General features: G+C 57.5%; 23 protein-coding genes. 14 read left to right on the forward strand and 9 right to left on the reverse strand.

Annotation, left to right across the window (positions count from 1 at the left end):
• Positions 1–324: 324 nt before the first annotated feature.
• From leuD to AC2FLB_RS16995, 4 genes are read right to left on the reverse strand one after another with little or no spacing between them, the layout of a single operon-like run.
• Complete coding sequence (gene leuD / locus AC2FLB_RS16980; protein ID WP_142638386.1) at positions 325–930, reverse strand: 3-isopropylmalate dehydratase small subunit; 606 nt, start codon at positions 928–930, stop codon at positions 325–327.
• Between the two features lie 42 nt (positions 931–972).
• Positions 973–1,527: an HdeD family acid-resistance protein gene (locus tag AC2FLB_RS16985; RefSeq protein ID WP_271950915.1), complete on the reverse strand. Its 555-nt coding sequence runs from the start codon at positions 1,525–1,527 to the stop codon at positions 973–975.
• A 37-nt stretch (positions 1,528–1,564) separates the two neighbouring features.
• Entirely contained in the window at positions 1,565–2,968 is a 1,404-nt protein-coding gene (gene leuC, locus AC2FLB_RS16990; protein ID WP_496709717.1) for a 3-isopropylmalate dehydratase large subunit, read from the reverse strand.
• Positions 2,969–3,020: 52 nt separating this feature from the next.
• Positions 3,021–3,119 carry an isopropylmalate isomerase gene (locus AC2FLB_RS16995; RefSeq protein WP_271950909.1) on the reverse strand — a complete coding sequence of 33 codons (99 nt, stop codon included), beginning with the start codon at positions 3,117–3,119 and terminating at the stop codon, positions 3,021–3,023.
• Positions 3,120–3,221: 102 nt separating this feature from the next.
• Between AC2FLB_RS16995 and AC2FLB_RS17000 the strand changes: the two genes are divergently transcribed.
• From AC2FLB_RS17000 to AC2FLB_RS17015, 4 genes are all read left to right on the forward strand, one after another.
• Positions 3,222–4,574, forward strand: coding sequence for a mechanosensitive ion channel family protein (locus tag AC2FLB_RS17000; protein WP_496692684.1), 1,353 nt, complete (start codon positions 3,222–3,224; stop codon positions 4,572–4,574).
• 161 nt (positions 4,575–4,735) lie between these two features.
• Positions 4,736–5,098 carry a ribosome silencing factor gene (gene rsfS, locus AC2FLB_RS17005; RefSeq protein ID WP_496692685.1) on the forward strand — a complete coding sequence of 121 codons (363 nt, stop codon included), beginning with the start codon at positions 4,736–4,738 and terminating at the stop codon, positions 5,096–5,098.
• Positions 5,099–5,142: 44 nt separating this feature from the next.
• Positions 5,143–5,613, forward strand: a complete 471-nt coding sequence (gene rlmH, locus AC2FLB_RS17010; RefSeq protein WP_496703039.1) for a 23S rRNA (pseudouridine(1915)-N(3))-methyltransferase RlmH — start codon at positions 5,143–5,145, stop codon at positions 5,611–5,613.
• 1 nt (position 5,614) lies between these two features.
• Positions 5,615–6,100, forward strand: a complete 486-nt coding sequence (locus AC2FLB_RS17015) for a flavodoxin family protein (protein ID WP_496709718.1) — start codon at positions 5,615–5,617, stop codon at positions 6,098–6,100.
• 2 nt (positions 6,101–6,102) lie between these two features.
• Here AC2FLB_RS17015 and AC2FLB_RS17020 read toward each other — a convergent pair whose 3' ends face one another.
• The 3 genes from AC2FLB_RS17020 to AC2FLB_RS17030 form a co-directional block, all read right to left on the reverse strand.
• Positions 6,103–6,450: a hypothetical protein gene (locus AC2FLB_RS17020; RefSeq protein ID WP_142638371.1), complete on the reverse strand. Its 348-nt coding sequence runs from the start codon at positions 6,448–6,450 to the stop codon at positions 6,103–6,105.
• Positions 6,451–6,687: 237 nt separating this feature from the next.
• On the reverse strand, positions 6,688–8,166 hold the full coding sequence (locus AC2FLB_RS17025) for a pyridoxal phosphate-dependent decarboxylase family protein (RefSeq protein ID WP_496709719.1): 1,479 nt from the start codon (positions 8,164–8,166) through the stop codon (positions 6,688–6,690).
• Positions 8,166–9,212: a PLP-dependent cysteine synthase family protein gene (locus AC2FLB_RS17030; protein ID WP_496692689.1), complete on the reverse strand. Its 1,047-nt coding sequence runs from the start codon at positions 9,210–9,212 to the stop codon at positions 8,166–8,168. The genes AC2FLB_RS17025 and AC2FLB_RS17030 overlap by 1 nt, the downstream gene beginning before the upstream one ends.
• Before the next feature lie 131 nt (positions 9,213–9,343).
• On the opposite strand from AC2FLB_RS17030, the gene AC2FLB_RS17035 reads away from it, so the two are divergent.
• Positions 9,344–10,879, forward strand: coding sequence for a winged helix-turn-helix domain-containing protein (locus AC2FLB_RS17035; protein ID WP_496692690.1), 1,536 nt, complete (start codon positions 9,344–9,346; stop codon positions 10,877–10,879).
• 233 nt (positions 10,880–11,112) lie between these two features.
• Here AC2FLB_RS17035 and AC2FLB_RS17040 read toward each other — a convergent pair whose 3' ends face one another.
• Positions 11,113–11,823, reverse strand: coding sequence for a DUF599 domain-containing protein (locus AC2FLB_RS17040; protein WP_496692691.1), 711 nt, complete (start codon positions 11,821–11,823; stop codon positions 11,113–11,115).
• Positions 11,824–11,905: 82 nt separating this feature from the next.
• Between AC2FLB_RS17040 and AC2FLB_RS17045 the strand changes: the two genes are divergently transcribed.
• From AC2FLB_RS17045 to AC2FLB_RS17070, 6 genes are all read left to right on the forward strand, one after another.
• Positions 11,906–13,360: an FAD-linked oxidase C-terminal domain-containing protein gene (locus AC2FLB_RS17045; protein ID WP_496703779.1), complete on the forward strand. Its 1,455-nt coding sequence runs from the start codon at positions 11,906–11,908 to the stop codon at positions 13,358–13,360.
• A gap of 14 nt (positions 13,361–13,374) precedes the next feature.
• Positions 13,375–14,475 (forward strand): FAD-binding protein, encoded by a 1,101-nt coding sequence (locus tag AC2FLB_RS17050; RefSeq protein ID WP_496709720.1) that lies wholly within the window; start codon positions 13,375–13,377, stop codon positions 14,473–14,475.
• A gap of 4 nt (positions 14,476–14,479) precedes the next feature.
• The gene (glcF, locus tag AC2FLB_RS17055) at positions 14,480–15,802 is read left to right on the forward strand and encodes a glycolate oxidase subunit GlcF (protein WP_496709721.1); all 1,323 of its coding nucleotides are present in this window, start codon (positions 14,480–14,482) and stop codon (positions 15,800–15,802) included.
• A gap of 105 nt (positions 15,803–15,907) precedes the next feature.
• Entirely contained in the window at positions 15,908–16,699 is a 792-nt protein-coding gene (locus AC2FLB_RS17060) for a trypsin-like serine peptidase (RefSeq protein ID WP_282022199.1), read from the forward strand.
• 38 nt (positions 16,700–16,737) lie between these two features.
• Positions 16,738–17,511, forward strand: coding sequence for a trypsin-like serine peptidase (locus AC2FLB_RS17065; protein ID WP_496709722.1), 774 nt, complete (start codon positions 16,738–16,740; stop codon positions 17,509–17,511).
• 122 nt (positions 17,512–17,633) lie between these two features.
• The gene (locus AC2FLB_RS17070) at positions 17,634–18,101 is read left to right on the forward strand and encodes an Hsp20 family protein (protein ID WP_142638359.1); all 468 of its coding nucleotides are present in this window, start codon (positions 17,634–17,636) and stop codon (positions 18,099–18,101) included.
• A gap of 122 nt (positions 18,102–18,223) precedes the next feature.
• Here the strand turns inward: AC2FLB_RS17070 and AC2FLB_RS17075 are convergent, their stop codons facing one another.
• Positions 18,224–19,699, reverse strand: a complete 1,476-nt coding sequence (locus AC2FLB_RS17075) for an NAD-dependent succinate-semialdehyde dehydrogenase (RefSeq protein ID WP_496709723.1) — start codon at positions 19,697–19,699, stop codon at positions 18,224–18,226.
• 258 nt (positions 19,700–19,957) lie between these two features.
• Here AC2FLB_RS17075 and AC2FLB_RS17080 point away from each other — a divergent pair, with 258 nt between their 5' ends.
• Genes AC2FLB_RS17080 through AC2FLB_RS17090 form a run of 3 tightly spaced genes read left to right on the forward strand, consistent with a single transcriptional unit; the run spans position 19,958 to position 22,559 of the window.
• A complete protein-coding gene (locus tag AC2FLB_RS17080) occupies positions 19,958–21,037 on the forward strand; it encodes a hypothetical protein (protein ID WP_496709724.1) in 1,080 nt (359 codons plus the stop codon).
• 14 nt (positions 21,038–21,051) lie between these two features.
• Entirely contained in the window at positions 21,052–21,444 is a 393-nt protein-coding gene (locus tag AC2FLB_RS17085; protein ID WP_281995567.1) for a hypothetical protein, read from the forward strand.
• The gene (locus AC2FLB_RS17090) at positions 21,441–22,559 is read left to right on the forward strand and encodes a hypothetical protein (RefSeq protein ID WP_496709725.1); all 1,119 of its coding nucleotides are present in this window, start codon (positions 21,441–21,443) and stop codon (positions 22,557–22,559) included. Before AC2FLB_RS17085 ends, AC2FLB_RS17090 begins: the two co-directional genes overlap by 4 nt.
• Positions 22,560–22,566: the final 7 nt, after the last annotated feature.

A 22,566-nucleotide genomic window follows, 5' to 3' on the forward strand; every position in this document is an offset into this window, starting at 1 on the left:
CCGACTTCATTCCAACTTGTGCCTGCCACGTTACCGTTGCAGCAGATGTCATCTCTCACCAATGTTTTGCCATGGTGGGTGCCTGTACCCGCCGACATTGGCGATAAGCGACATTTCGCTCAAGCCAGGTGGCAGAAAACACTCAATTTTGGGCAAAATGATGGCGCAACTGGTGCGGGATTGCATCATTTTTGACGCAAATCCGACGTGTGTTTCAAGTCGAGACCTATATGTAGTGGTTTCGCCGTTCAGAACCCCAAGAAGGCGAATGGGGACGCCGTGGCGTCCCCATAAAGTTGAGTATCAACAGATTCGTTCCCAGAATCACACCCAGGGGCGTGCCTGGCCCGCATGATCCTCGAACTTCTCGATGTGATGGTCTTTTTCCATCGTCAGGCCAATATCGTCCAGACCGTTCAGCAGGCAGTGCTTACGATGAGAATCCACCTCGAATTCGATCACGACACCATCGGATGTGGTGATCTGCTGATCTTCCAGATGCACGGTCATGCGGGCGTTTTCGCCTCTATGCGCGTCTTCCATCAGAACCGCATGATGTTCTTCCTCGACCACGATGGGCAGGATGCCGTTCTTGAAGCAGTTGTTGAAGAAGATGTCGGCAAAGCTGGTCGAGATCACAACCTTGATGCCGAAATCCTTGATCGCCCAGGGCGCGTGTTCGCGCGATGAGCCGCAGCCGAAATTGTCGCCGGCCACCAGAATCTCGGTTTGCCGATAGGCGGGTTTGTTCAGAATGAACTCTTCATTCTCACCGCCGTGATCATGATAGCGCATCTCGTCAAACAGTACGACGCCAAGGCCGGATCGTTTGATCGTTTTCAGGTGCACTTTCGGAATGATCATATCGGTGTCGATATTGATCAATGGCATCGGGGCGGCCACCCCGTGGACTTTGTCAAACTTTTCCATGTCTACACTCCTGCGGGAGAGGGCCGCGCCCATGCCCCGCGTTTAAGCTTGTTTCGCTTCAGTTGTTTCGCCTTTGGGTGCGTCTTTGATGAAGAGCGCCATGAAGACCAGCCCCAGACCGTTGAACACCATTTCGATCCCCAACAGGATGCCGAGCAGTTGCAACAGCACGACAGGATCGGTTGCTGCGAACCGCCAGATGAGCATCGCCAGAACAATCGACATCACGCCCGAGATCAGTGTCGCCCAGAAATACTGCGTACCTTTCATCTGGAACGACAAAATGACCCGCGCAATACCGCCTGCCATGAACAGGATCAGACAAACCGTCGCCAGCGTCACGGTGCCCTGCAGCGGGTGATCCAGGAAGGACCAGCCCAGAAACAGCATCACCGCACCCATAATAAGCGACAGGATCTTGTTGCCGGTGCCCTCGACGGTGAACCCGCCGACCACCTGCAATGCCCCTGAAATCAGCAGCAGTACGCCGGTCACCACCGTTACGGCAATCGACGCCACTGCAGGCGCGCCCAGCACAAAAAGGCCGAACACTATGGACAGAAGCCCCATCAGGAGCCATTTGATCCAGTCACTCATGTCTTAAATCCCTCAAATATCCAGTTATGAGGGCAGCTTACATCAACTCGCGGACGTCTGTCAGCCGTCCTGTGATTGCCGCTGCGGCAGCCATTGCGGGGCTTAGCAGGTGGGTGCGTCCGCCGCGGCCCTGACGGCCTTCGAAGTTGCGGTTAGAGGTCGCGGCGCAGCGCTCGCCCGGTTGCAACTGGTCGGGGTTCATCGCAAGGCACATGGAACATCCCGCCAGACGCCATTCGAACCCGGCCTCTTTGAAGATCTCGGCCAGACCTTCTTCCTCGGCCTGCGCACGGACCAGACCGGAACCGGGCACGACCATGGCGCGCATCCCGTCCTTGATCTTTTTGCCCTTTAGAATCTCGGCAGCGGCGCGCAGGTCCTCGATGCGGCCGTTGGTGCAGGACCCGATAAAGACGGTGTCGATTTCGACGTCGCTGAGCTTCTGACCGGCTTCCAGACCCATATATTCGATCGACCGGCGGGCCGCATCGACTTTGCCACCTTCGAAATCCTCGGGGTGAGGCACGGATGCAGTGATCGGCAGCACATCCTCGGGGCTGGTGCCCCAGGTGACGACCGGCGCGATGTCTTCGCCGCGCAGAGTGATGATCTTGTCGAAATGCGCGTCTTCGTCGGTGAACAGCGTTTTCCACCAGTCCATCGCCGCTTCCCACTGGGCCCCTTTCGGCGCGTGTGGGCGGCCTTTGACATATTCGAACGTGGTCTCATCCGGGGCGATCAGGCCGGCGCGGGCACCGCCTTCGATGGCCATGTTGCAGACGGTCATGCGGCCTTCCATCGACAGATTGCGGATCGCTTCGCCGCAATATTCGATGACATAGCCGGTGCCACCAGCAGTGCCGGTCTCGCCAATCACGGCCAGAGTGATATCCTTGGCGGTCACGCCCGGCTGCAGTGTGCCGGTGATTTCCACCTTCATGTTCTTGGATTTCTTCTGGATCAGGGTCTGCGTGGCCAGAACATGCTCGACCTCAGAGGTGCCGATGCCATGGGCCAGAGCACCAAACGCGCCATGGGTAGCGGTGTGGCTGTCGCCGCAAACAACGGTCATGCCGGGCAGGGTCCAGCCCTGTTCCGGGCCAACGATATGTACGATGCCCTGGCGAACGTCATTCACCGGGTAATAGTGAATGCCGAAATCCTTGGCGTTCTTGTCCAGTGCCTCGACCTGAATGCGCGATTCGGGGTTTTCGATGCCGTTCACGCGATCCGGCGTGGTGGGCACGTTGTGATCCGGTACCGCGATGGTCTTTTCCGGTGCGCGTACCGGGCGGCCGGCCATGCGCAGCCCTTCAAAGGCCTGCGGGCTGGTCACTTCGTGGACCAGATGGCGGTCGATATACAGCAGGCAGGTGCCATCATCGGCTTCGTGCGCGACATGGGCATCCCAGATCTTGTCATAGAGTGTTTTGGGGGACATCGGTCCTCTCCCGTATGTATTGAGATTTAGCTGGCGAGTGGCTGGACGCCGCTTATAGGCGGGCCAGAACCGTGCGGGCGGCCCCAAAGAACCGTTCACGCAGTCGCGTGCGGTCTTGCAACGTAGGTGCTGGGGTCAGATTGAGTCTCATGCGCATCAGATATATCGCGTCAGTCCGTCAATCAAGGCGCAATCCTGCGGCGGGCTTGCATCATGCGTCAACGCTGTCCAAGCTGACAAGCAGGAGACGTGCATGAACCCAGACCTGATACCCAGTTCGCTGTCTGATCTGTATCAGACCATGATCGAGGCCTTTTCCCTGCAATTCGATAGACTGGTCGATCTGGTCATTACACCGGGCTGGCGCCAACATCAGCTGGTCATCATCCTGGGTCTCTGGGCGCTGGCCTATGTGTTGAAGCTGGTTACGCAGGGCCGATGGGAGGCCTGGGCCCGTGCCCGCTCTGGTTGGCCCAAATGGCGGTTGCGTACGCTGATCCAGCTGATGCAACGTCTGACGCTTGTCTATTTCGTCACGCTGTCCTGGATGCTGTATCTGGTGATGCAGCAGATCACGTGGCCATCGCGCAGCTATATCATCGGGGTGGTGGCAACATTGGCGACCGCCTGGCTGGCGATTGCGCTAGTGGCCCGTCTGGTCCGAAACCGGACGTTGCGGCGAATTTTCAAATGGGCAATGTGGGCCTATGCGACGCTGATTGCGCTGAACTTGACCGATGACGTCGCTGGGTTTCTGGATGGGGTGGCGATCTCGATCGGGGATCTGCACCTCTCGGCGTTGGGTATCCTCAAGGCGCTTTTGCTGATTGGCGTGTTGTTGACGCTGGCCCGTCTTGGCACCGGTGCTGCTGAACGTGGCCTCAAACGCAATGACGATATCTCGCCGTCAATGCAGGTCTTGTTGGCCAAGGGATTACAGGTCGTCATCTATGGCGCCGTCTTCATGGCCGCCATTCGGACGCTGGGCTTTGATTTGACTGGTATTGCGCTGTTGTCGGGGGCCATTGGTGTCGGCATCGGCTTTGGTTTGCAGAAAGTGGTGTCGAATCTGATCTCGGGCATCATCATCCTGATGGATCGGTCGATTAAACCGGGCGATGTGATTTCGCTGGGCGACACGTTTGGCTGGATCAACGCGCTGGGCGCGCGCTATGTCTCGGTGGTCACGCGGGATGGGCGCGAATACCTGATCCCGAACGAGGATTTGATCACCAATCAGGTGGTGAACTGGTCGCATTCGGACCGGTTCGTACGGCTGGATCTGACATTTGGCACAAGTTACACGGATGACCCCCATAATGTGCGGGCAACGGCCATCCATGCGGTTAAATCTGTCGAGCGTGTGCTCAGTGGCAGCGGACATGACGCGGTCTGCCACATTACGGGGTTCGGCGACAGCAGCGTGGATTACGTGCTGCGATTCTGGATCAGCGATCCGACCAAAGGGCTGACCAATATACGGGGCAATGTCTATCTGGCGCTGTGGGACGCATTCAAGTCCGAAGGCATCTCGATCCCATTCCCGCAGCGAGAGGTGCGCGTGCTGAATGACGACACGGATGCGCAACAGCTTGCCACCGACTAAGCAATCGTTGCGACCCTTTGGTCTGTGTTCATTGAAATGTTGCAATCTCCTTGCTACCTTATTAGTACCCCGGCGCCGGGATATCATGGCGCGCAGCAAAGGAGGACTATGTCCTGTCTCTACACACTCAGGCGGGTTTGCCCGCCGAAGATGGGGCCAATATGATGGCCCACTCTCAGTCAATCAGCGACAAGCTGCTTGAACGTATCCTTTCCTCACTTTCCGATGACAAGGCCGAAGACGTCGTGCAGATCAACCTGCAGGGCAAGTCGTCCGTCGCGGATCACATGGTTATTGCCTCGGGTCGATCGACCCGTCAGGTCTCGGCCATGGCGGAAAAGCTGACGGATCGCATCAAGCAGGAATTCGGATTCACCTCGAAGGTCGAAGGCAAGGATGCCGGCGACTGGGTGCTGATCGATACGGGCGACGTGGTCGTTCATATCTTCCGCCCCGAAGTGCGTGAATTCTATCAGCTGGAAAAGATGTGGCAGCCTGCGGGCAGCAGCGCCTCGGCGAACTGAGGCGCTATCCCGGCCTGCATTAACGGGCCGGAGGCGAGAGAGATATGCGGATCAGCATAGTTGCGGTCGGGCGATTGCGCGCCGGACCCGAGAAATCCCTGCTTGATGATTACCTGACCCGATTTGATCGGACCGGCCGCGCGCTGGGCCTTGGGCCTGCGCGGGTGATCGAGGTCGAAGACAAGAAAAACGCAGGGATGGGGGCCGAGGCCACATTGCTGCGCAAGGCGCTGCCCAAAGGCACCGTAATCTGCACGCTGGATGAACGGGGGCGGGTGATGTCCTCGCCCGATTTTGCCCAAAAGCTGGGCAGTTGGCGCGATGCGGGGCGGCAGGATCTGGCGCTGATCATTGGCGGTGCCGACGGAATAGATCCTGATCTGCGCGCCGAGGCGGATTTCTCCATCTCTTTCGGGTCCATGGTCTGGCCCCACATGCTGGTCCGTGTGATGCTGGCCGAGCAACTTTATCGGGCCGCAACCATCCTGTCGGGCGGTCCCTATCACCGGGTCTGACATGGCGCAGCTATTGATCGTTTACCATTCACGCACCGGCGGCAGCCACCAAATGGCCGAAGCTGCAGCCGAAGGCGCGCGCGATGAGGCCGACACCGTTTTGAAGCCCGCAGAGCGGGCCGGACCCCAAGATCTGCTGACCGCAGATGGTTATATCTTCTGCGCACCCGAAAACCTGGCGGCGATTTCGGGCGTGATGAAAGAGTTTTACGACCGCTGTTATTATCCGGTTCTTGGTCGCATCGAAGGTCGCCCCTATGCCCAGATGATCTGTGCCGGGTCAGACGGGCAGAATGCGGCACGACAGACGGCCCGAATTGCAACCGGATGGCGGCTGAAAGAAGTTCAGTTGCCGTTGATCATATGCACCCATGCACAAACGCCCGAGGCGATCCTAGCCGAAAAACGCATCCCCGAAGAGGCGCTGCAGGCATGCCGCGACTTGGGGCAGGCGATGGCCGCAGGGCTGGCGTTGGGCGTGTTCTGAGGTCAGTTCAGCGGCACAACAATGGTTTCGTCCGCCCAGCCATCCACGCTGCAACGGGCCTGTATCTGGACCTGCGATGTACCATCCGGAATTGCCACCCCGCCCAGCGAGCGGGTAAAGGGCTGTTCCGTCTCATGCGGGTGATGCAACACACGCATCCCCAGCTCATTCCCATCCATATCCAGCACACGCCAGCCATCGGCATAGTGATCCCATCCGGTGTCCGGATGCCGGATCGTCACGTCGAAACGCCAACTGCCACCGCTGGACGAGGCGTTGACCTGCTCGATCGTTGGCGGATCGGCTAGGGTGGGGCTGGCCAGAAAGGTGCAGAGAATCACATATCGCATGTTTCGATCCTAAACTCTTGGCGGGCCCCACAAAGGTTTTCTTTTTGGCTGCATAGCGTTTTACGCGGGTAGATCCGACTCCAAACGGAGGGCTGGGGAATTGTCCACGGCAGCAAACCGACATCCTAGTGCTGCCAGATCGCCAACAGCACGTGGGCAACTTCTATGCAACCAGTTGCAATCACTATAGTATCAGAGCATCACATCAAACGTAGTTTGCTCGCACAACCAATAGCTTCAGTATGGTTCGTTATCGGGCAAGGTCGATCTGTATGTCGGGATCAATTCCTCTATTTGCTCCACAAGTATGTCAAGATCACTCAGTTGCGTTCGGTGATTGGAAATGGCGCAGCGCAGCGCATAGGTCGACCCAACTCTCGTGTCAGAGAGCGCCGCAACCCCATCTTCCTGCAGTCGCAGCATGACTTCTCGGTTGAGGGCTTCGAGATTGGATTCCGTCATGTTGGGCAGGCAAATGCGAAAGCACACGATGTCCAACACAGGATCGGCTAAAAGTTCGATATCCTGTGCCATTCGGATGCGATCCGCCAGATACTCTGCTTGGTTGATGTTCTGGTCGATCAGCCGACCAAATTTTTCGACACCATGCTCCTTCAGGCTCATCCAAACCTTAAGCGCCCGGAACCCGCGCGATGTCTGAATGCCAAAATCATGTAGCCAATCGGCAGCGGCGACGCCACGTGGTTCCTTCTCCAGGTATGACTGGCTAAGTGCGAAAGTATCAACATGTTGCGATTTGTCTTTGACCACACAACAGCCAACCTCAAACGGTGCATGCAGCCATTTATGTGGGTCCAGCGCAACAGAGTCAGCTTTGTCCAGACCGTTTAGCTTAACTCCGTTTTTAGGAGCGATAGCGGCTAGTGCTCCGATGCAACCGTCCACGTGAAGCCAGAGACCTTCGCGCCGGGACACATCTGCGAGTGCGGACAAATCGTCAATTGCGCCGGTGTTGATAGTTCCAGCTGTTGCGATAATGGCGACTGGCTGGATGCCATGCGCGCGGTCTTCGGCAATCTGTGCACGCAAGGCTGTAACGTCCATCGTATAGTCTGATCGGGATGGCAGGCACCGCAGGGAATTTGATCCAAGGCCCAGCACTTCCATTGCAGTCAGATGGCAGCCATGAACCTGATCGGACGCATAAAACGCTAGCCTAGCACCGCCGACCCCATGTTCCCTGATGGTTTGCTGGCCGAGCGCTGTGTTGCGCGCAACCGTGAGGCCTATCAGGTTGGCTACGGAGCCACCACTGGTCAAGGTTCCACTAGCACCAGCCGGGAACCCGACCATGGTCTTGAGCCAGTCCACCACTTGCTGGTCCATAAGGGCTGCGGCGTGATTTCCGCCGCCGAGGTTTGACCCCAGAATGGCAGCTAAAAAGTCGCCGAGAGCGCCGGTGAAATTGCTGGCACCCATATACCACATCCAAAATCTGGGATGGATGTTACCCATTGGATAGGGCAGCAAGTTGGTTTTCATCTCTTCAAAGACTGTATCAAGTGGCATTCCCGATCTCGGTAGCGCTTCTTTGTATGTCGCGCGCACGCTGTCTGGCATGTTTTGCCAAACAGGAGATTCGCGCACATTGGAAAGCCGAAACACAGCTTCATCCACCATGCGGTACGCCGTGGCACGCATGGCCTCCCAGTCTTCCGGGTCGAGTGTTTCTTCCTGATGCAGCATTCTGTCCATTACTCGCCCGCCATTTGCGCACTTGGTGTGGACAGGGAAATCGCGCGTTCCTCGTCGGTCATCTCGGCCTCGATGTCGTCAAACAAAGGCGTCGAAAGATAGCGTTCAGCCGTATCTGGCAACATCGCCAAAATAACGGATCCTTCAGGGGCGGTCTTAGCAACTTGCAGTGCTGCCAGAACCGTGCCGCCACCAGATACCCCCGTCAGAATGCCCTCTTTCTGGGCAAGCTGCAGTGCCATATTGATCGCGCCAGGACCGGCGACAGGCATCAGTTCGTCAAATGATCCGTTGTCCAAAGCTTCTTGCAACACAGCCGGGATAAAGTCAGGTGACCAACCTTGAAACGGGTGCGGTTGCCAAGCTGAATGACCGGCGGCAGGGCTTCCATCAGAATTGCGATCCTGCGCAATCCCACTTCCTACGAGTCCGGCATTTTCAGGTTCGGTCAGGATAATCCGGGTATCGGGTGACTCGCGACGCAGCACGCGCGCGACTCCGGTCAATGTCCCTCCTGTGCCAAATCCCGTTACAAAATGCGTCAGCCGCTTATCCTTGAAATCTGCGATAATTTCAGGACCTGTTGTCATTTCATGAACTTTTGCATTCGCGTCCGTTTCAAATTGACGGGCCAGAAACCAACCGTTGGCCTCGGCCAGCTCTACCGCCTTGTTGTACATTCCCATCGCCTTTTCGGCCCGCGGTGTCAGCACCACTTTCGCCCCCAACACTCGCATGAGGCGCCGCCGTTCGACGGAAAAACTGTCCGCCATTACGATCACCAATGGATAGCCCTTTGCAGCACACACCATCGCCAGACCAATCCCGGTGTTGCCGCTGGTTGCCTCAACAACCGTTTGGCCTGGTTTTAGCGCCCCGCTTTTCTCGGCTTCTTCGATAATGCTAAGCGCTAACCTGTCTTTGACAGATGCTGCGGGGTTGAAAAACTCGGCTTTGACAAAAAGCTCTACGTGATCGGGTGCCAGATTGTTGATCCGGACTACCGGCGTTTGTCCGATTGTTTCGTTGATATTTGCGTAAATCACTTTCCTAGCCCCTCTTTGAATGGATGATGTTCTGCATTAATGTACTGACTTTGCCCCAAAGTTCGCGCACAAGCTTGCAGACGGCTTGTAGAAATGGTGTAGAATTCCGCGACTTCTGATAGATTTCTTTCATGAAATTCTGTTTTGGCAATTTCGAGCTGGACCACGCTGCCGCTGAATTGCGGTATTCGGACGGTCAAGGCGTTCATCTTGAACGGCAAGTTTTCCTGTTGCTGAGCTTATTGGTCCAAAACGGCTCGCGCGTGACGACATTGGACGAAATTGTCACCAAAATCTGGAATGGCGCACCAATTTCAGACGCCGCTATTGCAAGCCGTATCCGATCTGCCCGTGCCGCTTTGGGGGATGACGGGAAAACGCAAAGCATCATCCGCACGATCCGGGGACAGGGCTTTCGGTTCGAATTGCCGGTGACCAAAAAGGTCGGCGCAAACCTCGCAGAGACGCTGATCATCAATGAAGGGGTCGCTCCATCCATTGCCGTGTTGCCGTTTCAGGCCTTTGGAGAAACAGATCAGGCTAGGGTGATCGCTCCGGCCCTTGCACATGAATTGATTGTGTCGTTGTCGCTGACAAAGTGGGTGACGGTCATTGCGCGCGCCTCAAGTTTCCAACTCGGTAGCGTTGCAAACACGCAAAGTGTGCGCGAGCAGTTAGATGTAAGATATGTGCTGTCGGGTAGCGTCGAGATTAACGGACCAAATCTGACCGTGTCTCCGGTGCTTGCTGCTGCGGATTCCGGACAAGTGATCTGGGCTGATCGCTACACTGGCCTGATTGATGACATTTTTTCTATCAAGGCCGATGTCACCAATTCTGTAGTAGCAGCGGTCGAACTCCATGTTCCGCGCCACCAGGCCGCCGAGGCCCGACGGCAGGATATTGAATCCCTCGACGCCTGGAGCTTTTTCCACCTTGGACTAAACCACATTTATCGGTTCACCCAAGAAGACAACGCTTTGTCTGCCAGATATTTCAAAGAAGCTCTTGCCCGTGCGCCCAATTTTGCACGTGCCCATGCCGGGCTTTCTTTCGTTTCTTTCCAGAGGGCGTTTACCGGTTTCGGCGCTGATCGCGGTGTTGCCGCTCAGGATGCCTTATCTGCTGCTGAACGGGCAATGGAACAGGCCCCCGATGACCCGTTTTCCAATTTTGTGCTTGGGCGTAGCTATTGGATTCAGCAAGATTTGGACACCGCGGTGCATTACTTGCAACAGGCTGTTTCGCTAAATCCAAATTATGCCCAGGGTCACTACTCGCTCGGTCTAGTGCAAGCGTTGAACGGCGTCAGTGATAACATTGACCAACGTGCAGATCTGGCGACGCGTCTCAGCCCGCTAGACCCGTTGCTCTATGGAATGCACGGCATGAAAGCATGGGCACGGATCAACAGTTGCCAATGGGAAGAGGCCGCGCATTGGGGGGATCTGTCTGCACGCACACCCGGCGCGCATTTCCTCATCGATATGTTAGCGGCTATGGCCCATCAGGCGAATGGAAACATAGAAGACGGCCGTAGATTTGCTGATTGCGCCCGCAAGCGTCGCCCGGACGCGTCACTAGATCATTTTTTCGCGGCCTTCCCCCTTCCTAAGGGTGAGGCAAGAAACACAACACGTGCAGCGCTCACAGCGTTAGGATTCTAGGATTACGTCAGAAATCAGCGCCGTGATTGGTTTTGGTGGGCGACCAAAAAGTAATGAGCGCCGTTACCAACGATAAGTAATCATTGGATTGAGGCGCAGCAATCGGCATTTTGGGCTCAAATCGGCAATTCATTGTGCGTTGATCAAAAAGTTCGTTTCGACCCACACGAAAACCAGCTCGTAACAAGGAAGAACTAAAGGCGGCGCAGTAACGCCACAGCCATGGCATTAGATCACGACGGCGTATTGTCTGCCTGTGCCAGTAGGATCGCGCGGGATTGCGAGGCGAATTCGCGTCGGTAAAGCAGGCCTGCAGTGATAACTGTGCCGACGATCAACGCGAGTGGCCCCAGAAACCATGCAAGCAAGGCCAGTGCGAAATAGGTAGAGCGCAGCCCGCGGTTAAAGCTGCGGGCGGCGGTGACGCAGATTTCGGCCGATTGCGTGGCGCGGGGATAGGCGATGGGATCTTCGGGCTCATTCGGGACCGCGGCCATCAGTACCGCGCAATAGCCGAACAGACGATGCGCCCAGACATATTTCAGAAAGGCATTGGCCAGCAGCAGGACGACGGCGAGTATCTTGATCTCCCACACCAGGGCTGGAAAGCTGCCGATGGCCAGATCACTGGCGACACCGGCCAGACGCTCGGTATTGCCCAGCAGGGCCAGGCCACCACCGATGGCAATCATCGTGGTCGAGGCAAAGAAGGTACTGCCTTGCCGCATCGTGGCCACGACCTGCGCGTCAAACATCCTTGGCTGGCGTGTGACCATCTCGCGCATCCAGTCGCGGCGATACTCATCCATCATCAAGGCCACTGACCGCTTCTTTGGCGACGGGTTTTCGATCATCCACCCAAGGCACAGCCAGGCCCCCATCATCAGCGTTATGGCGGCAAAATCCAAAGGGGCAAACAGAGCGGCGCGGTCAATCCAGGTCATGGCCGTGACAGTACTTCCGGAAGTCGGAACTTGCCATACTGACAAATTGGTAATATTATTTTACCAAACTAAGGAGCCTGCCATGGAAATGCCAAAGCCAAGCCCTGATGTCCTGCGTCGCAAAGATGCGGTGGTGGCGCGCCTGTCGGGGGTTCTGCCGGACGACGCGATCATTCATGACCCGGCCGAGACACGCGCCTATGAATGTGATGCTTTGACCGCCTATAGATGCCCGCCGATGCTGGCGGTTTTGCCTTCGACCACGCAGCAGGTCTCGGATATCTTGCGCATTTGCCATGACGAAGGCGTGCCGGTGGTACCGCGTGGTGCGGGTACGTCGCTGGCCGGGGGCGCGCTGCCAACAGCTGATTGCGTCATACTGGGCGTGGCCCGGATGAACGACGTGCTAGAGGTTGATTATGACAACCGATTCATCAAGGTCCAGACTGGGCGCACCAACCTGAGTGTCACCGGCGCGGTCGAGGAAGAGGATTTCTTTTATGCCCCCGATCCGTCGTCGCAACTGGCTTGCGCGATTGCGGGCAATATCGCGATGAATTCCGGCGGGGCGCATTGCCTGAAATACGGGGTGACCACGAACAACCTGCTGGGTGTGACCCTGGTGATGATGGATGGCTGCGTAGTCGAAATCGGTGGCGCTCATCTGGACGCGCCGGGTCTTGACCTGCTGGGGGTGATCTGCGGGTCCGAAGGGCAACTGGGCGTCGTCACCGAAGCGACCCTGCGCATCCTGCGCAAGCCAGAAGGCGCACGGCCCGTCCTGATGGGGTTTGATGACAATGAAATCGCAGGCCAATGCGTTTCGGACATCATCAAGTCCGGTATCTTGCCTGTTGCGATTGAGTTCATGGATCGCCTGTGCATTCAGGCCTGCGAAAACTTTGCACATGCCGGGTATCCGGAATGCGAAGCATTGTTGATTGTCGAGGTCGAAGGCTCGGAGGCCGAGATCGACAGCCAGCTGGCCAAGATTGTCGAGATTGCAAAACGCCACGATCCGGTCGAGCTGCGCGAGAGCCAGTCGGCGGATGAAAGCGCCCGGATCTGGTTGGGCCGCAAATCGGCCTTTGGCGCCATGGGGCAGATGAACGACTATATGTGCCTGGATGGGACCATCCCGGTATCGGCGCTGCCCGCCGTATTGCGCCGGATTGGTGAGCTGAGCGATGAGTTCGGCCTGCCGGTTGGAAATGTATTCCATGCCGGCGACGGGAACATGCACCCTTTGATCCTGTTTGATGCCAACAAACCCGGCGACCTCGAAAAATGTGAGGCGTTCGGGGCGGAAATCCTGAAACTTTGTGTGGATGAGGGCGGTTGCCTGACCGGTGAGCATGGGGTGGGAATTGAAAAGCGCGATCTGATGCATCATCAATATGCCCCTGCCGATCTTGAGGCGCAGATGGCGGTTAAGGATGTGTTCGATCCAGGATGGTTGCTGAACCCCGCCAAAGTGTTCCCGCTGGATGCCTCCGAATCCCGTCGCGACCCGCAAATGGCTGCAAATAGGCTCTAACAAAGAGAAATATGATGAAACCCACGTCAGAAACTGAACTGGCCCAGATGGTGGCCGGGTTGACAGGCGCCGTGCGTATCGCCGGCGGCGGCACCCGTGGTATCGCGGGGCCTGACGAAGTGATTGAGACCAGCAGGCTGACAGGCATCACACTGTATGAACCCGGTGCCCTGACGCTGGTTGCGCAGGCCGGGACACCGTTGGCCGAGGTTGAGGCCGCATTGGACGCCGAGGGCCAGCAACTGGCCTTTGAGCCGATGGACCATCGCAGCCTGTTGGGCACCCAAGGCGAGCCGACCATCGGCGGTGTGGTTGCCGCCAACATCTCGGGGCCGCGCCGCATTCAGGCAGGCGCATGTCGCGATTTCTTGCTGGGGGTGCGATATGTCGATGGCACCGGGCAGGTGATCAAAAATGGCGGGCGGGTGATGAAGAATGTCACTGGCTATGATCTGGTCAAGCTGATCTGTGGGTCCTGGGGAACCTTGGGCGTGCTGACCGAAGTATCGCTGAAAGTCCTGCCCAAACCGGATCACACAGCAACCCTGTCAGTGACTGTATCTGATGCAGATGTAGCGATAAAAACGCTGTCCGCCGCGCTTAGATCTCCGTTCGAGGTCACTGGCGCAGCTTATGACCCAGAAAGCGAAAAAGCCTTGATTAGAGTCGAAGGTTTTGCCGATTCCGTCGCTTACAGAACCGAGAGGCTGACATCCGAACTGTCTGAGTTCGGCCAGATCGCAAATGCCGATGAACCGGCAACGCTGTGGACGGCGATCCGCGATGTTCACGCGTTCCGGGGCAAGACTGGCGACGTGTGGCGTCTGTCTGTCACACCCGGTGACGCCCCGATGATCGCGGCGCGGGCCGAGGCTGAACAGGTGCTCTACGACTGGGGCGGGGGTCTGATCTGGCTGCGTCTTCCTGCGGGAACCGATTTGCGGGCGCGTCTTGGCACTTTTTCTGGTCATGCAACCCTTGTGCGCGGCGATGCGGAAATGGTCGAGCGGCTGGGCCGGTTCCAGCCTGAGAGTGTAGCTACACAGGCTCTAATAAAAGGCATTCGGGCGAAATTCGACCCCCGAGGGCTGTTTAACCCGGGGCTCATGGGGTAGGGTAATGCAGACAGATTTCACCGAAAAACAGTTGCAGGATCCGGCGATCCAGCGATCGAACCAGATCCTGCGCAGCTGTGTTCATTGCGGCTTTTGTACTGCCACCTGCCCGACTTATCAGGTGCTGGGGGATGAGCTCGACAGCCCGCGCGGACGGATCTACCTGATCAAGGACATGCTTGAGAATGAGCGTGTCCCGGATGAGAAAACCGTCAAACATATCGACCGCTGCCTGTCCTGTCTGGCCTGCATGACCACCTGTCCGTCAGGCGTTCACTATATGCATCTGGTCGATCACGCGCGCGAGTATATCGAGCAGAACTACAAACGCCCGCTGACCGATCGCCTTCTGCGTTGGGTTCTGGCGCAAATTCTGCCCTATCCGATGCGTTTTCGCTGGGCCCTGATCGGGGCCAAGCTGGGCCGTCCCTTCCGGTTTCTGATGCCGGATGCGCGGCTGCGGGCGATGCTGGAGATGGCACCAAAACATATCCCTCCGGTCAGCCGCAACGATGACCCGCAACGCTTTGCCCCTAAAGGAGCGCCGAAAAAGCGCGTCGCGCTGATGACAGGCTGCGCCCAAAAGGCGCTGAACACGGATATCAACGACGCCACGATTCGCTTGCTGACCCGGCTGGGCTGCGAAGTCGTTGTGGCCAAAGGCGCGGGATGCTGTGGTGCGCTAACCCATCACATGGGCAAGGTGGCTGACAGCCACAAAGCGGCAGCGGCCAATATACAGGCCTGGACCAGAGAGATCGATGGCCAGGGGCTGGATGCCATCGTCATCAACACCTCGGGTTGTGGTACGACCGTCAAGGATTACGGGCACATGTTCCGAAACGAGGCTTTGGCGGCAGATGCTGCGCGGGTTTCGGAGATTGCCATGGATATCAGCGAATTGCTGGTGCAGCTGGACCTGCCCGGAGGCCAGCACAAGGGCATGACCGTCGCCTATCATGCCGCTTGTTCTTTGCAGCATGGGCAAAAGATCAAAAACCATCCCAAAGACCTGTTGAAGAATGCGGGTTTCACCGTGTTAGAGCCTTCAGACAGCCATCTGTGCTGTGGCAGCGCCGGGACCTATAACCTGATGCAGCCTGAAATCTCGGGTCAGTTAAAGCAACGCAAGGTTCGGACGCTTGAGGCCAAGAACCCCGATGTTATCGCTGCAGGCAATATTGGTTGCATGATGCAGATCGGTTCGGCCACGCAGATACCCATTCTGCACACGGTCGAGCTGTTGGATTGGGCTACCGGTGGGCCTTTGCCGCGCGCGATGCAGCACGGTCAAAAGGCGGGAACAGCGGTGCCGATCCTGCGGTAGCTGCCTGATGCAGGGTTGCATCAGCTAGGCGCGAAACGTACCGGCCCTATTTTCGCCGTACCCCTCAGCTAGGAGTATGTGCCGAAAGAAACGCCGGAGAACCGCTTGAGAAACTGGATCAAGGCTTTTGCGCTGGCACTGATGCCGATGGCCGCAATGGCGCAGGATAGCGGGCTGAAAAGTCTGGACACCACCGATGCCGGGCGGGCCTGGATGGCTGTCGGGCGCTTGAATATTGACGGCGAAGCATTCTGCACCGCGACGCTGATTGCGCAGAACCAGGTGCTGACGGCAGCGCATTGTCTTTATGATAAGGCCACAGGCCAACGTATTGACCTGTCTAAGGTCGAATTTCTTGCCGCCTGGCGTCTGGGTCGGGCATCAGCCTATCGTGCGGCGCGCAGGGCGGTGATTCACCCCGATTACTTTTACGACGACGAAACCCCGACCAACCGGATCGGTAGCGATATTGCGCTGATCGAGCTATGGCAGCCAATCCGCAGTACCTCGGTCATTCCATTTGATACCGGCGATCGGCCCGTTCGCGGACAGGAAGTTGGGGTTGTGTCCTATGCGAAGGACCGCGCCGAGGCGCCATCATTGCAGGAGGTCTGCTCGGTCGTGACCGGCGTTTCCGAGGTTCTTGTCCTGTCCTGTGATGTCGAGTTTGGATCCTCCGGCGCCCCGGTATTTGCGTTCGAGGGCGAAAGACCACGGATCGTCTCGGTCGTGGCGGCCAAGGCGGAATTCAATGGCGAGCCTGTGGCCATAGGTACCGCGGTCGAGGTTTCGTTGCCTTTGCTGCGGAGTGAACTGTCTGCCGGGCGCGGATTCAGCGGCTCGGAAACCGGCGATTCGGCAAGCCGTCATATTGGCGCCAGGTTCGTCCGGCCATGATGCGATTTTGGGCAAGCCTGTTTTTATGCCTGGCTATCATGACAACGATGTCCCAGGCGCAAAGTGCAAAACGCAAACTCACCGACCGCGATGACCTATATGGCTGGGAGGCCGTCGGCCGCCTGGATATCGGCACCGAGGGGTTTTGTACGGGTACGTTGATCGCACAGGATCTGGTGCTGACCGCGGCCCATTGCGCCTTGGACAAAAGAACCGGTCAACCCTATGGGCCGGGGCAGGTAACCTTTCGGGCAGGGCTAAGCGACGGAACTGCGTTGGCAGATCGCAAGGTGGTGCAGATCGCGGCACATCCGGATTACACACGTTTCGCTCAACTGTCGCCCGAAGCCGTGCGCGTTGATGTCGCGTTGATGCGGCTGGATCAACCGATCCCCTATTCCGTGGCCGATCCCTTTGCGTTGCATAACGGGCGCGTGGCGGGGGATGAGGTCAGTCTTGCATCGTATGGTCGGGGCCGATCGAATGCGATTACGCGGGAACGGTCCTGTAAAATCCTGCAGCGCTATCAGGGCCTGATCACATTCAACTGCGACATTACATTTGGGTCCTCGGGTTCGGCCCTGTTGGCGCGAAACGGTCCGCGCTGGCAAATACTTTCAGTAGTCTCTGCAGTTGGTACGGATGGTCGGCAGAAAGTGGGATTCGGCATGGAATTGCAGGAAATTGTGGCCGATCTGAAGGCGACCCTGCGCCGGGATGCCCCTAAACCAAAGGCGGCAATTAAGCGATTGCAGGTGGGATCAGGCAAGTCGGATACCGGTGCGAAATTCATCAGCTCCGGAGGGGGTTGAACTCGGCCAGAACGTTTCCCATGTCAAATGTATCGGGTCGCCGCAAACGGGGCCTGAGACAATCGAACGCCCGTCCGATCGGAGGGCATTACGTTCATCGCTCAAACATGAGGATACGACATATGCGTACATTTGACTTTGCACCGCTGCACCGCGCCACTGTAGGTTTTGACCAGATCGCTGACATGATGGATCGCGTTCTGACCAATGATGTGGCTCAACCCAGCTATCCGCCCTACAACATCGAAAAAACCGATGTCGACACCTATCGTATCTCGGTTGCTGTTGCCGGTTTTTCCGAGGCCGATCTTTCGGTCGAAGTGAAAGAGAATTCGTTGGTCGTCGCCGGTAAGAAAACTGCGGAAGACAAAGATCGCAGCTATCTGCACCGCGGCATCGCCACCCGCGCGTTCGAGCGCCGTTTTGCCCTTGCCGACCACGTTCGTGTCACCGGTGCCAGCCATGAGAACGGCATGCTGAATATCGATCTCAAGCGCGAAGTGCCCGAAGCCCTGAAAGCCCGCCGGATCGAGATTTCGTCCAGCAAGGCCATCGAAAAGGATGTGGTTGACGCCAAAGCCGTAAACTGAGGCAGTCAGTCACCACGCCGCGGTAATCGTTCCTCTCTGGATTGCCGCACCATGCGCCCCGCGTTCCTCCAGACGCGGGGCGTTGCCTTTACGGCCAGCTGTTCAGCGAAGGTTTGGGCGGATCAGACTGACAGGCAGATGTATTTCATCTCCAGATAGTCTTCCATGCCGTGATGGCTGCCTTCGCGGCCAAGGCCGGACTGTTTGACGCCACCGAACGGGCCCAGCTCGGTCGAGATGATGCCGGTGTTCACACCAACGATCCCGTATTCCAACGCCTCGGCCACTTTGTAAACGCGGCTGAGATCTTTGGCATAGAAATACGAGGCCAGACCAAAAATCGTATCATTGGCCATGGCGATCACGTCGTCTTCATCCTCGAACTTGAACAGCGGTGCCAGCGGGCCAAAGGTTTCGTCCTGCGCCACTAGCATGTCCTGCGTCACACCGGTGACAATGGTCGGCTCAAAGAAGGTGCCGCCCAGATCGTGCGGCAGGCCACCGGTCAGGATTTGGCCGCCTTTGTCGGTTACATCCTTGATGTGTTCTTGCACCTTGGCAACGGCGTCATCATTGATCAGCGGTCCGGTGGTGATGCCTTCGTTCAGGCCGTCGCCGACGTTCAGAGCCTCGACCGCGGCCTTCAACTTGGCAGCAAACGCGTCATAGACACCGGCCTGCACATAGATGCGGTTGGCGCAGACACAGGTCTGGCCGTTATTGCGGAACTTGCACATCATCGCGCCTTCGACGGCGGCATCCAGATCGGCATCGTCAAACACGATGAACGGCGCGTTGCCGCCCAGCTCCATCGAGCATTTCATCACTTGTTCCGAGGCCTGCCGCAGCAGGATGCGCCCCACCTCGGTCGAGCCGGTAAAGGTCAGCTTGCGCACGCCGGGGTTTTCGCAGAACTCCTTGCCGATTTCGCTGGCGCGCGACGAGGGCACCACGTTGAACACACCGGCGGGGATGCCTGCCTGCTGGGCCAATGCGCCCAGAACCAGCGCCGACAAGGGTGTCTCGGCGGCAGGCCGGGCGACAAAGGCGCATCCGGCGGCAAGCGCCGGCCCGGCCTTACGGGTGATCATCGCATTGGGGAAGTTCCAGGGCGTGATTGAGGCCGCAACGCCGATGGGCTGCTTCAGCACCATGATGCGCTTGTCGCGCTGATGGCCCGGAATAGTCTCGCCATAGATGCGCTTGGCCTCTTCGCCGAAAAACTCGATGAACGAGGCACCATAGCCGATCTCACCCACGGCTTCGGCCAGCGGCTTGCCCTGTTCGGCGGTCAGAATCTTGCCCAGATCCTCGGCGTTTTCCATCATCAGATCGTACCAGCGGCGCAGGATCACCGCGCGTTCCTTGCCGGTTAGCTTGGCCCATTCCTTTTGCGCGGCCCCAGCCTGAGCGATGGCACCTGCAACCTGTGCACGGCTCAGATCGGCGACCTCGGCGATCACATCGCCCCGCGCAGGGTTGGTGACGGAAAACGTCCCATTGTCACCATCGACCCACTGGCCGCCGATATAGGCCTTGGTCACCAGCAGATCGGGGTTTTTCAGAATGGATTTCAGGTCGGTCGTAGTATCCAGCATGGGTCGGACTCCGGCAGAAAAGGGTTTGCGCGCACCCAAACAGGTGGCGTCGCATTTGTCTATGTCCACTCGGCGGGCAGGATCAATCCAGATTTGATCAAATTCATCGTTGCAGAGTGCAGATATCTCGCCTGCGTGGCCTATCTTTTTCGATGCGAAATTGTAAAAGTCTCGGTGATTTGAGGGCTCAAGGGGATGTAAATGAACATAACATTCCCTATCTTATTGGGTAAATAAAGAAAACAGGGGACAGCAGAGATGTCGAACCAGCAATTCGAAGCGTTGATTGAAGAAACACAGACGAAAGTGCGCGAAAGCCAGTCGCAGATCCAAGGGCTGACCTCGCGGATTGAGGCTGCACGGACCAAGATTGGCACGGCCGAGGCGGATATCGACATCGAGAACGCCACTTTGGAAGATGTGCACGCCCATACCGAAGTGATGAACGCCAATATCGCCGAGCTGATCATGGGTCTGGATGACGTCACCAGCGCGTTCTCTAAGGATTTTGACGAGATGCGCTCAAAATCCGGGTGGGAAACGTTTGTTGGCATCTTCTCGAAGGGTAAATCTGAATCGATGCGGCAGGAGCGGATGCGCACCGCCAGTATCGACGACAAGCTGCAGGACCTGATCGCCAAATCCGACGTGATCGTGAAGCTGCTGGAAGGACAGCTGTCGGTGCTGGAAGAGCAGCGCGTGAAGGTCGAAAACAACCTGACCGGCACGCTGGATGACCGTGAGGCCACCGTGGCCGAGCTGGAGGCACTGCGCGCTGAAATTCAGGGCATGGACCCGACGATCATCACGCTGGAGAACAAGATCAGCGTCGAACAAGACGCCGCCGCGCGCACCCAGCTTGAGACCGAACTGGCCGAGCTGAACAAGCAATACAACGCCAAGGTTCAGGAAGAGCAGGTCAAGCTGGCCAAAAGCCAAACGCTGGAGCGATATATCGAAAAGGGCAAGACCTGGGTCGATTCCCTGCAGAACCAAGCGGCGACGCAGATGGTGCTGATCAACAAGCTGCAGACAGACACGCAACAGCGCGTGGTGCTGTATGACGCCCTGACCAAATCGCTGAAAACCGCGCAGCAGCAGGATGTGGCCCACCGCATCAACGAGATCGGCGTGCAGACCGACCAAGAGGCGCAAACCGCCATGGCCTCGATCGGCACCGCGACCAACCAGAAGATGGCCGACATGCTCGAGGCGCATGAGGACCACATGGTCTTTGCCCGCGATGTGCTGGAGAAAAAGGCCAAGGCAGATGAACGCTTTGCCCGCCGGTTTGCCTCGATTGTCGAGAAGCATGACAAGAATTTGTATGGTGGGTGAGCCCATTGCTCAAGATGACACGAGACATTTGTATATCAGCTTGGCTGGCGGCCTGGTTTGTCGCCATGGGATTCAGTCTAGTTTTCGAAGCTTACATGTTCGGGCTAGTTGCATTTTGGTCTTTGATGCCAGGGTTCTTTTTGATCCACCAATTTGCGCGGCTGACATCCGCTTCGAAAAAAGAAATGAGCCAAGAAATCAGCTTTGGCGAATCCATTCGATCCAAAAATTTATGGCTAAAATATGCGAAGGTATGGGCGCTGCCTTTCGCATGCATGCTTTACTTGTTCCCAAAGTTCTTGGAAGTGGGGGTGCCTCTGATCGTGGTTGTAGGGCTCGGTGCAATAAATTTTGTGGCTCAAGTAGATAGTTGCAGAAGAGAACTCTATCAGACGCGCGCCCAATGACTAACCTCACCCAAGACCATGTCGGCCTGACCGACACCCTCGCCTCGCGCCGCTATTTCCGCAAATTCGAGGTGATCACCGTCCACCTTCTGCGCGTGGCCGCAACGATGGAGGCTGAGGGCGCGATCAGCAAGCAAGAGGTGCGGACCGTGTCGCGCTATCTCTCGGGGCTGCTCTTCACCTTCCGCGCGCTATCCATGAAATACCTGCTGGTCGGGCGCGATACGGGGCGGTTCTTTGGAAGCCTCGCCATGGACAAGCGCGACAGTGGGTTTCCGGTGGCGGCCGAGCTGCTGACTATGGCCAACGATGCGCAGCAGGCGCAGGTGCATCTGGCGAATATGCCGTCCGAGGATGAGCTGAAAACCGACATGGTTCGCACCATCATCAGCGACCGGGAGATCCCGACCAAGCTGCAATTCGCGCTGTCCCAAAGGCTCTATTACGAGGAATTGCTGAAGGGTGAGCTGTTCTGGGCCCGCAACGATCCCGAATGTCACTGGATTGGCAATGAGGGCGAGCGGCGAAAATTCCTGATCCACTGGGCCGTCTATGACAGCCAAATAAACCTGCCGGTCATCTACCTGATGGAGTTGGAGGATTCGGGGCGCACGGCCCTGCCCAAAGATCAACGCCGCTGGCCCGAAGTGCAGGCGCATCTGATGGCGCAATCCTTGGGTGGGTTGAAACTGGTGACCATCGCCAAAGGCTTTGATCAGGATTTCGACGACCTGCATCCCAAACACCTGCGCCGCATTCATGTGGGGCCAATGTATTCCTCGGCCTTTACCGAGCAATCCGGCCCGCTGCGGCAGGTGCTGGAGGATGCGAAATCCCCTGCGGGTCAGGATTGGGCCTTGGCCTGGACCACTGAAGCGCTGCGAAGCGAGGATGTGATTCAGGAACGCTCAGGCTGGTTCGGGACTGTCGACCGCGAGGTGTTTGCGCTGGACCCATTCGGCGGGCAGGGGGCCGAGACGGGGGCGACGCAAACCGAGCGCTCGATCATTCTGCCACAACGCCCGTTCCAGGTACTGGCCGAGCGCAACCCGCCGGGTTTTGCCGACGTGCGCAAGTTCGTCGTCAGCAAGACCGGGCAGGTGTTGAGATATTGAAGACAGT

This window comes from Ruegeria sp. CDSA236, assembly GCF_059611285.1.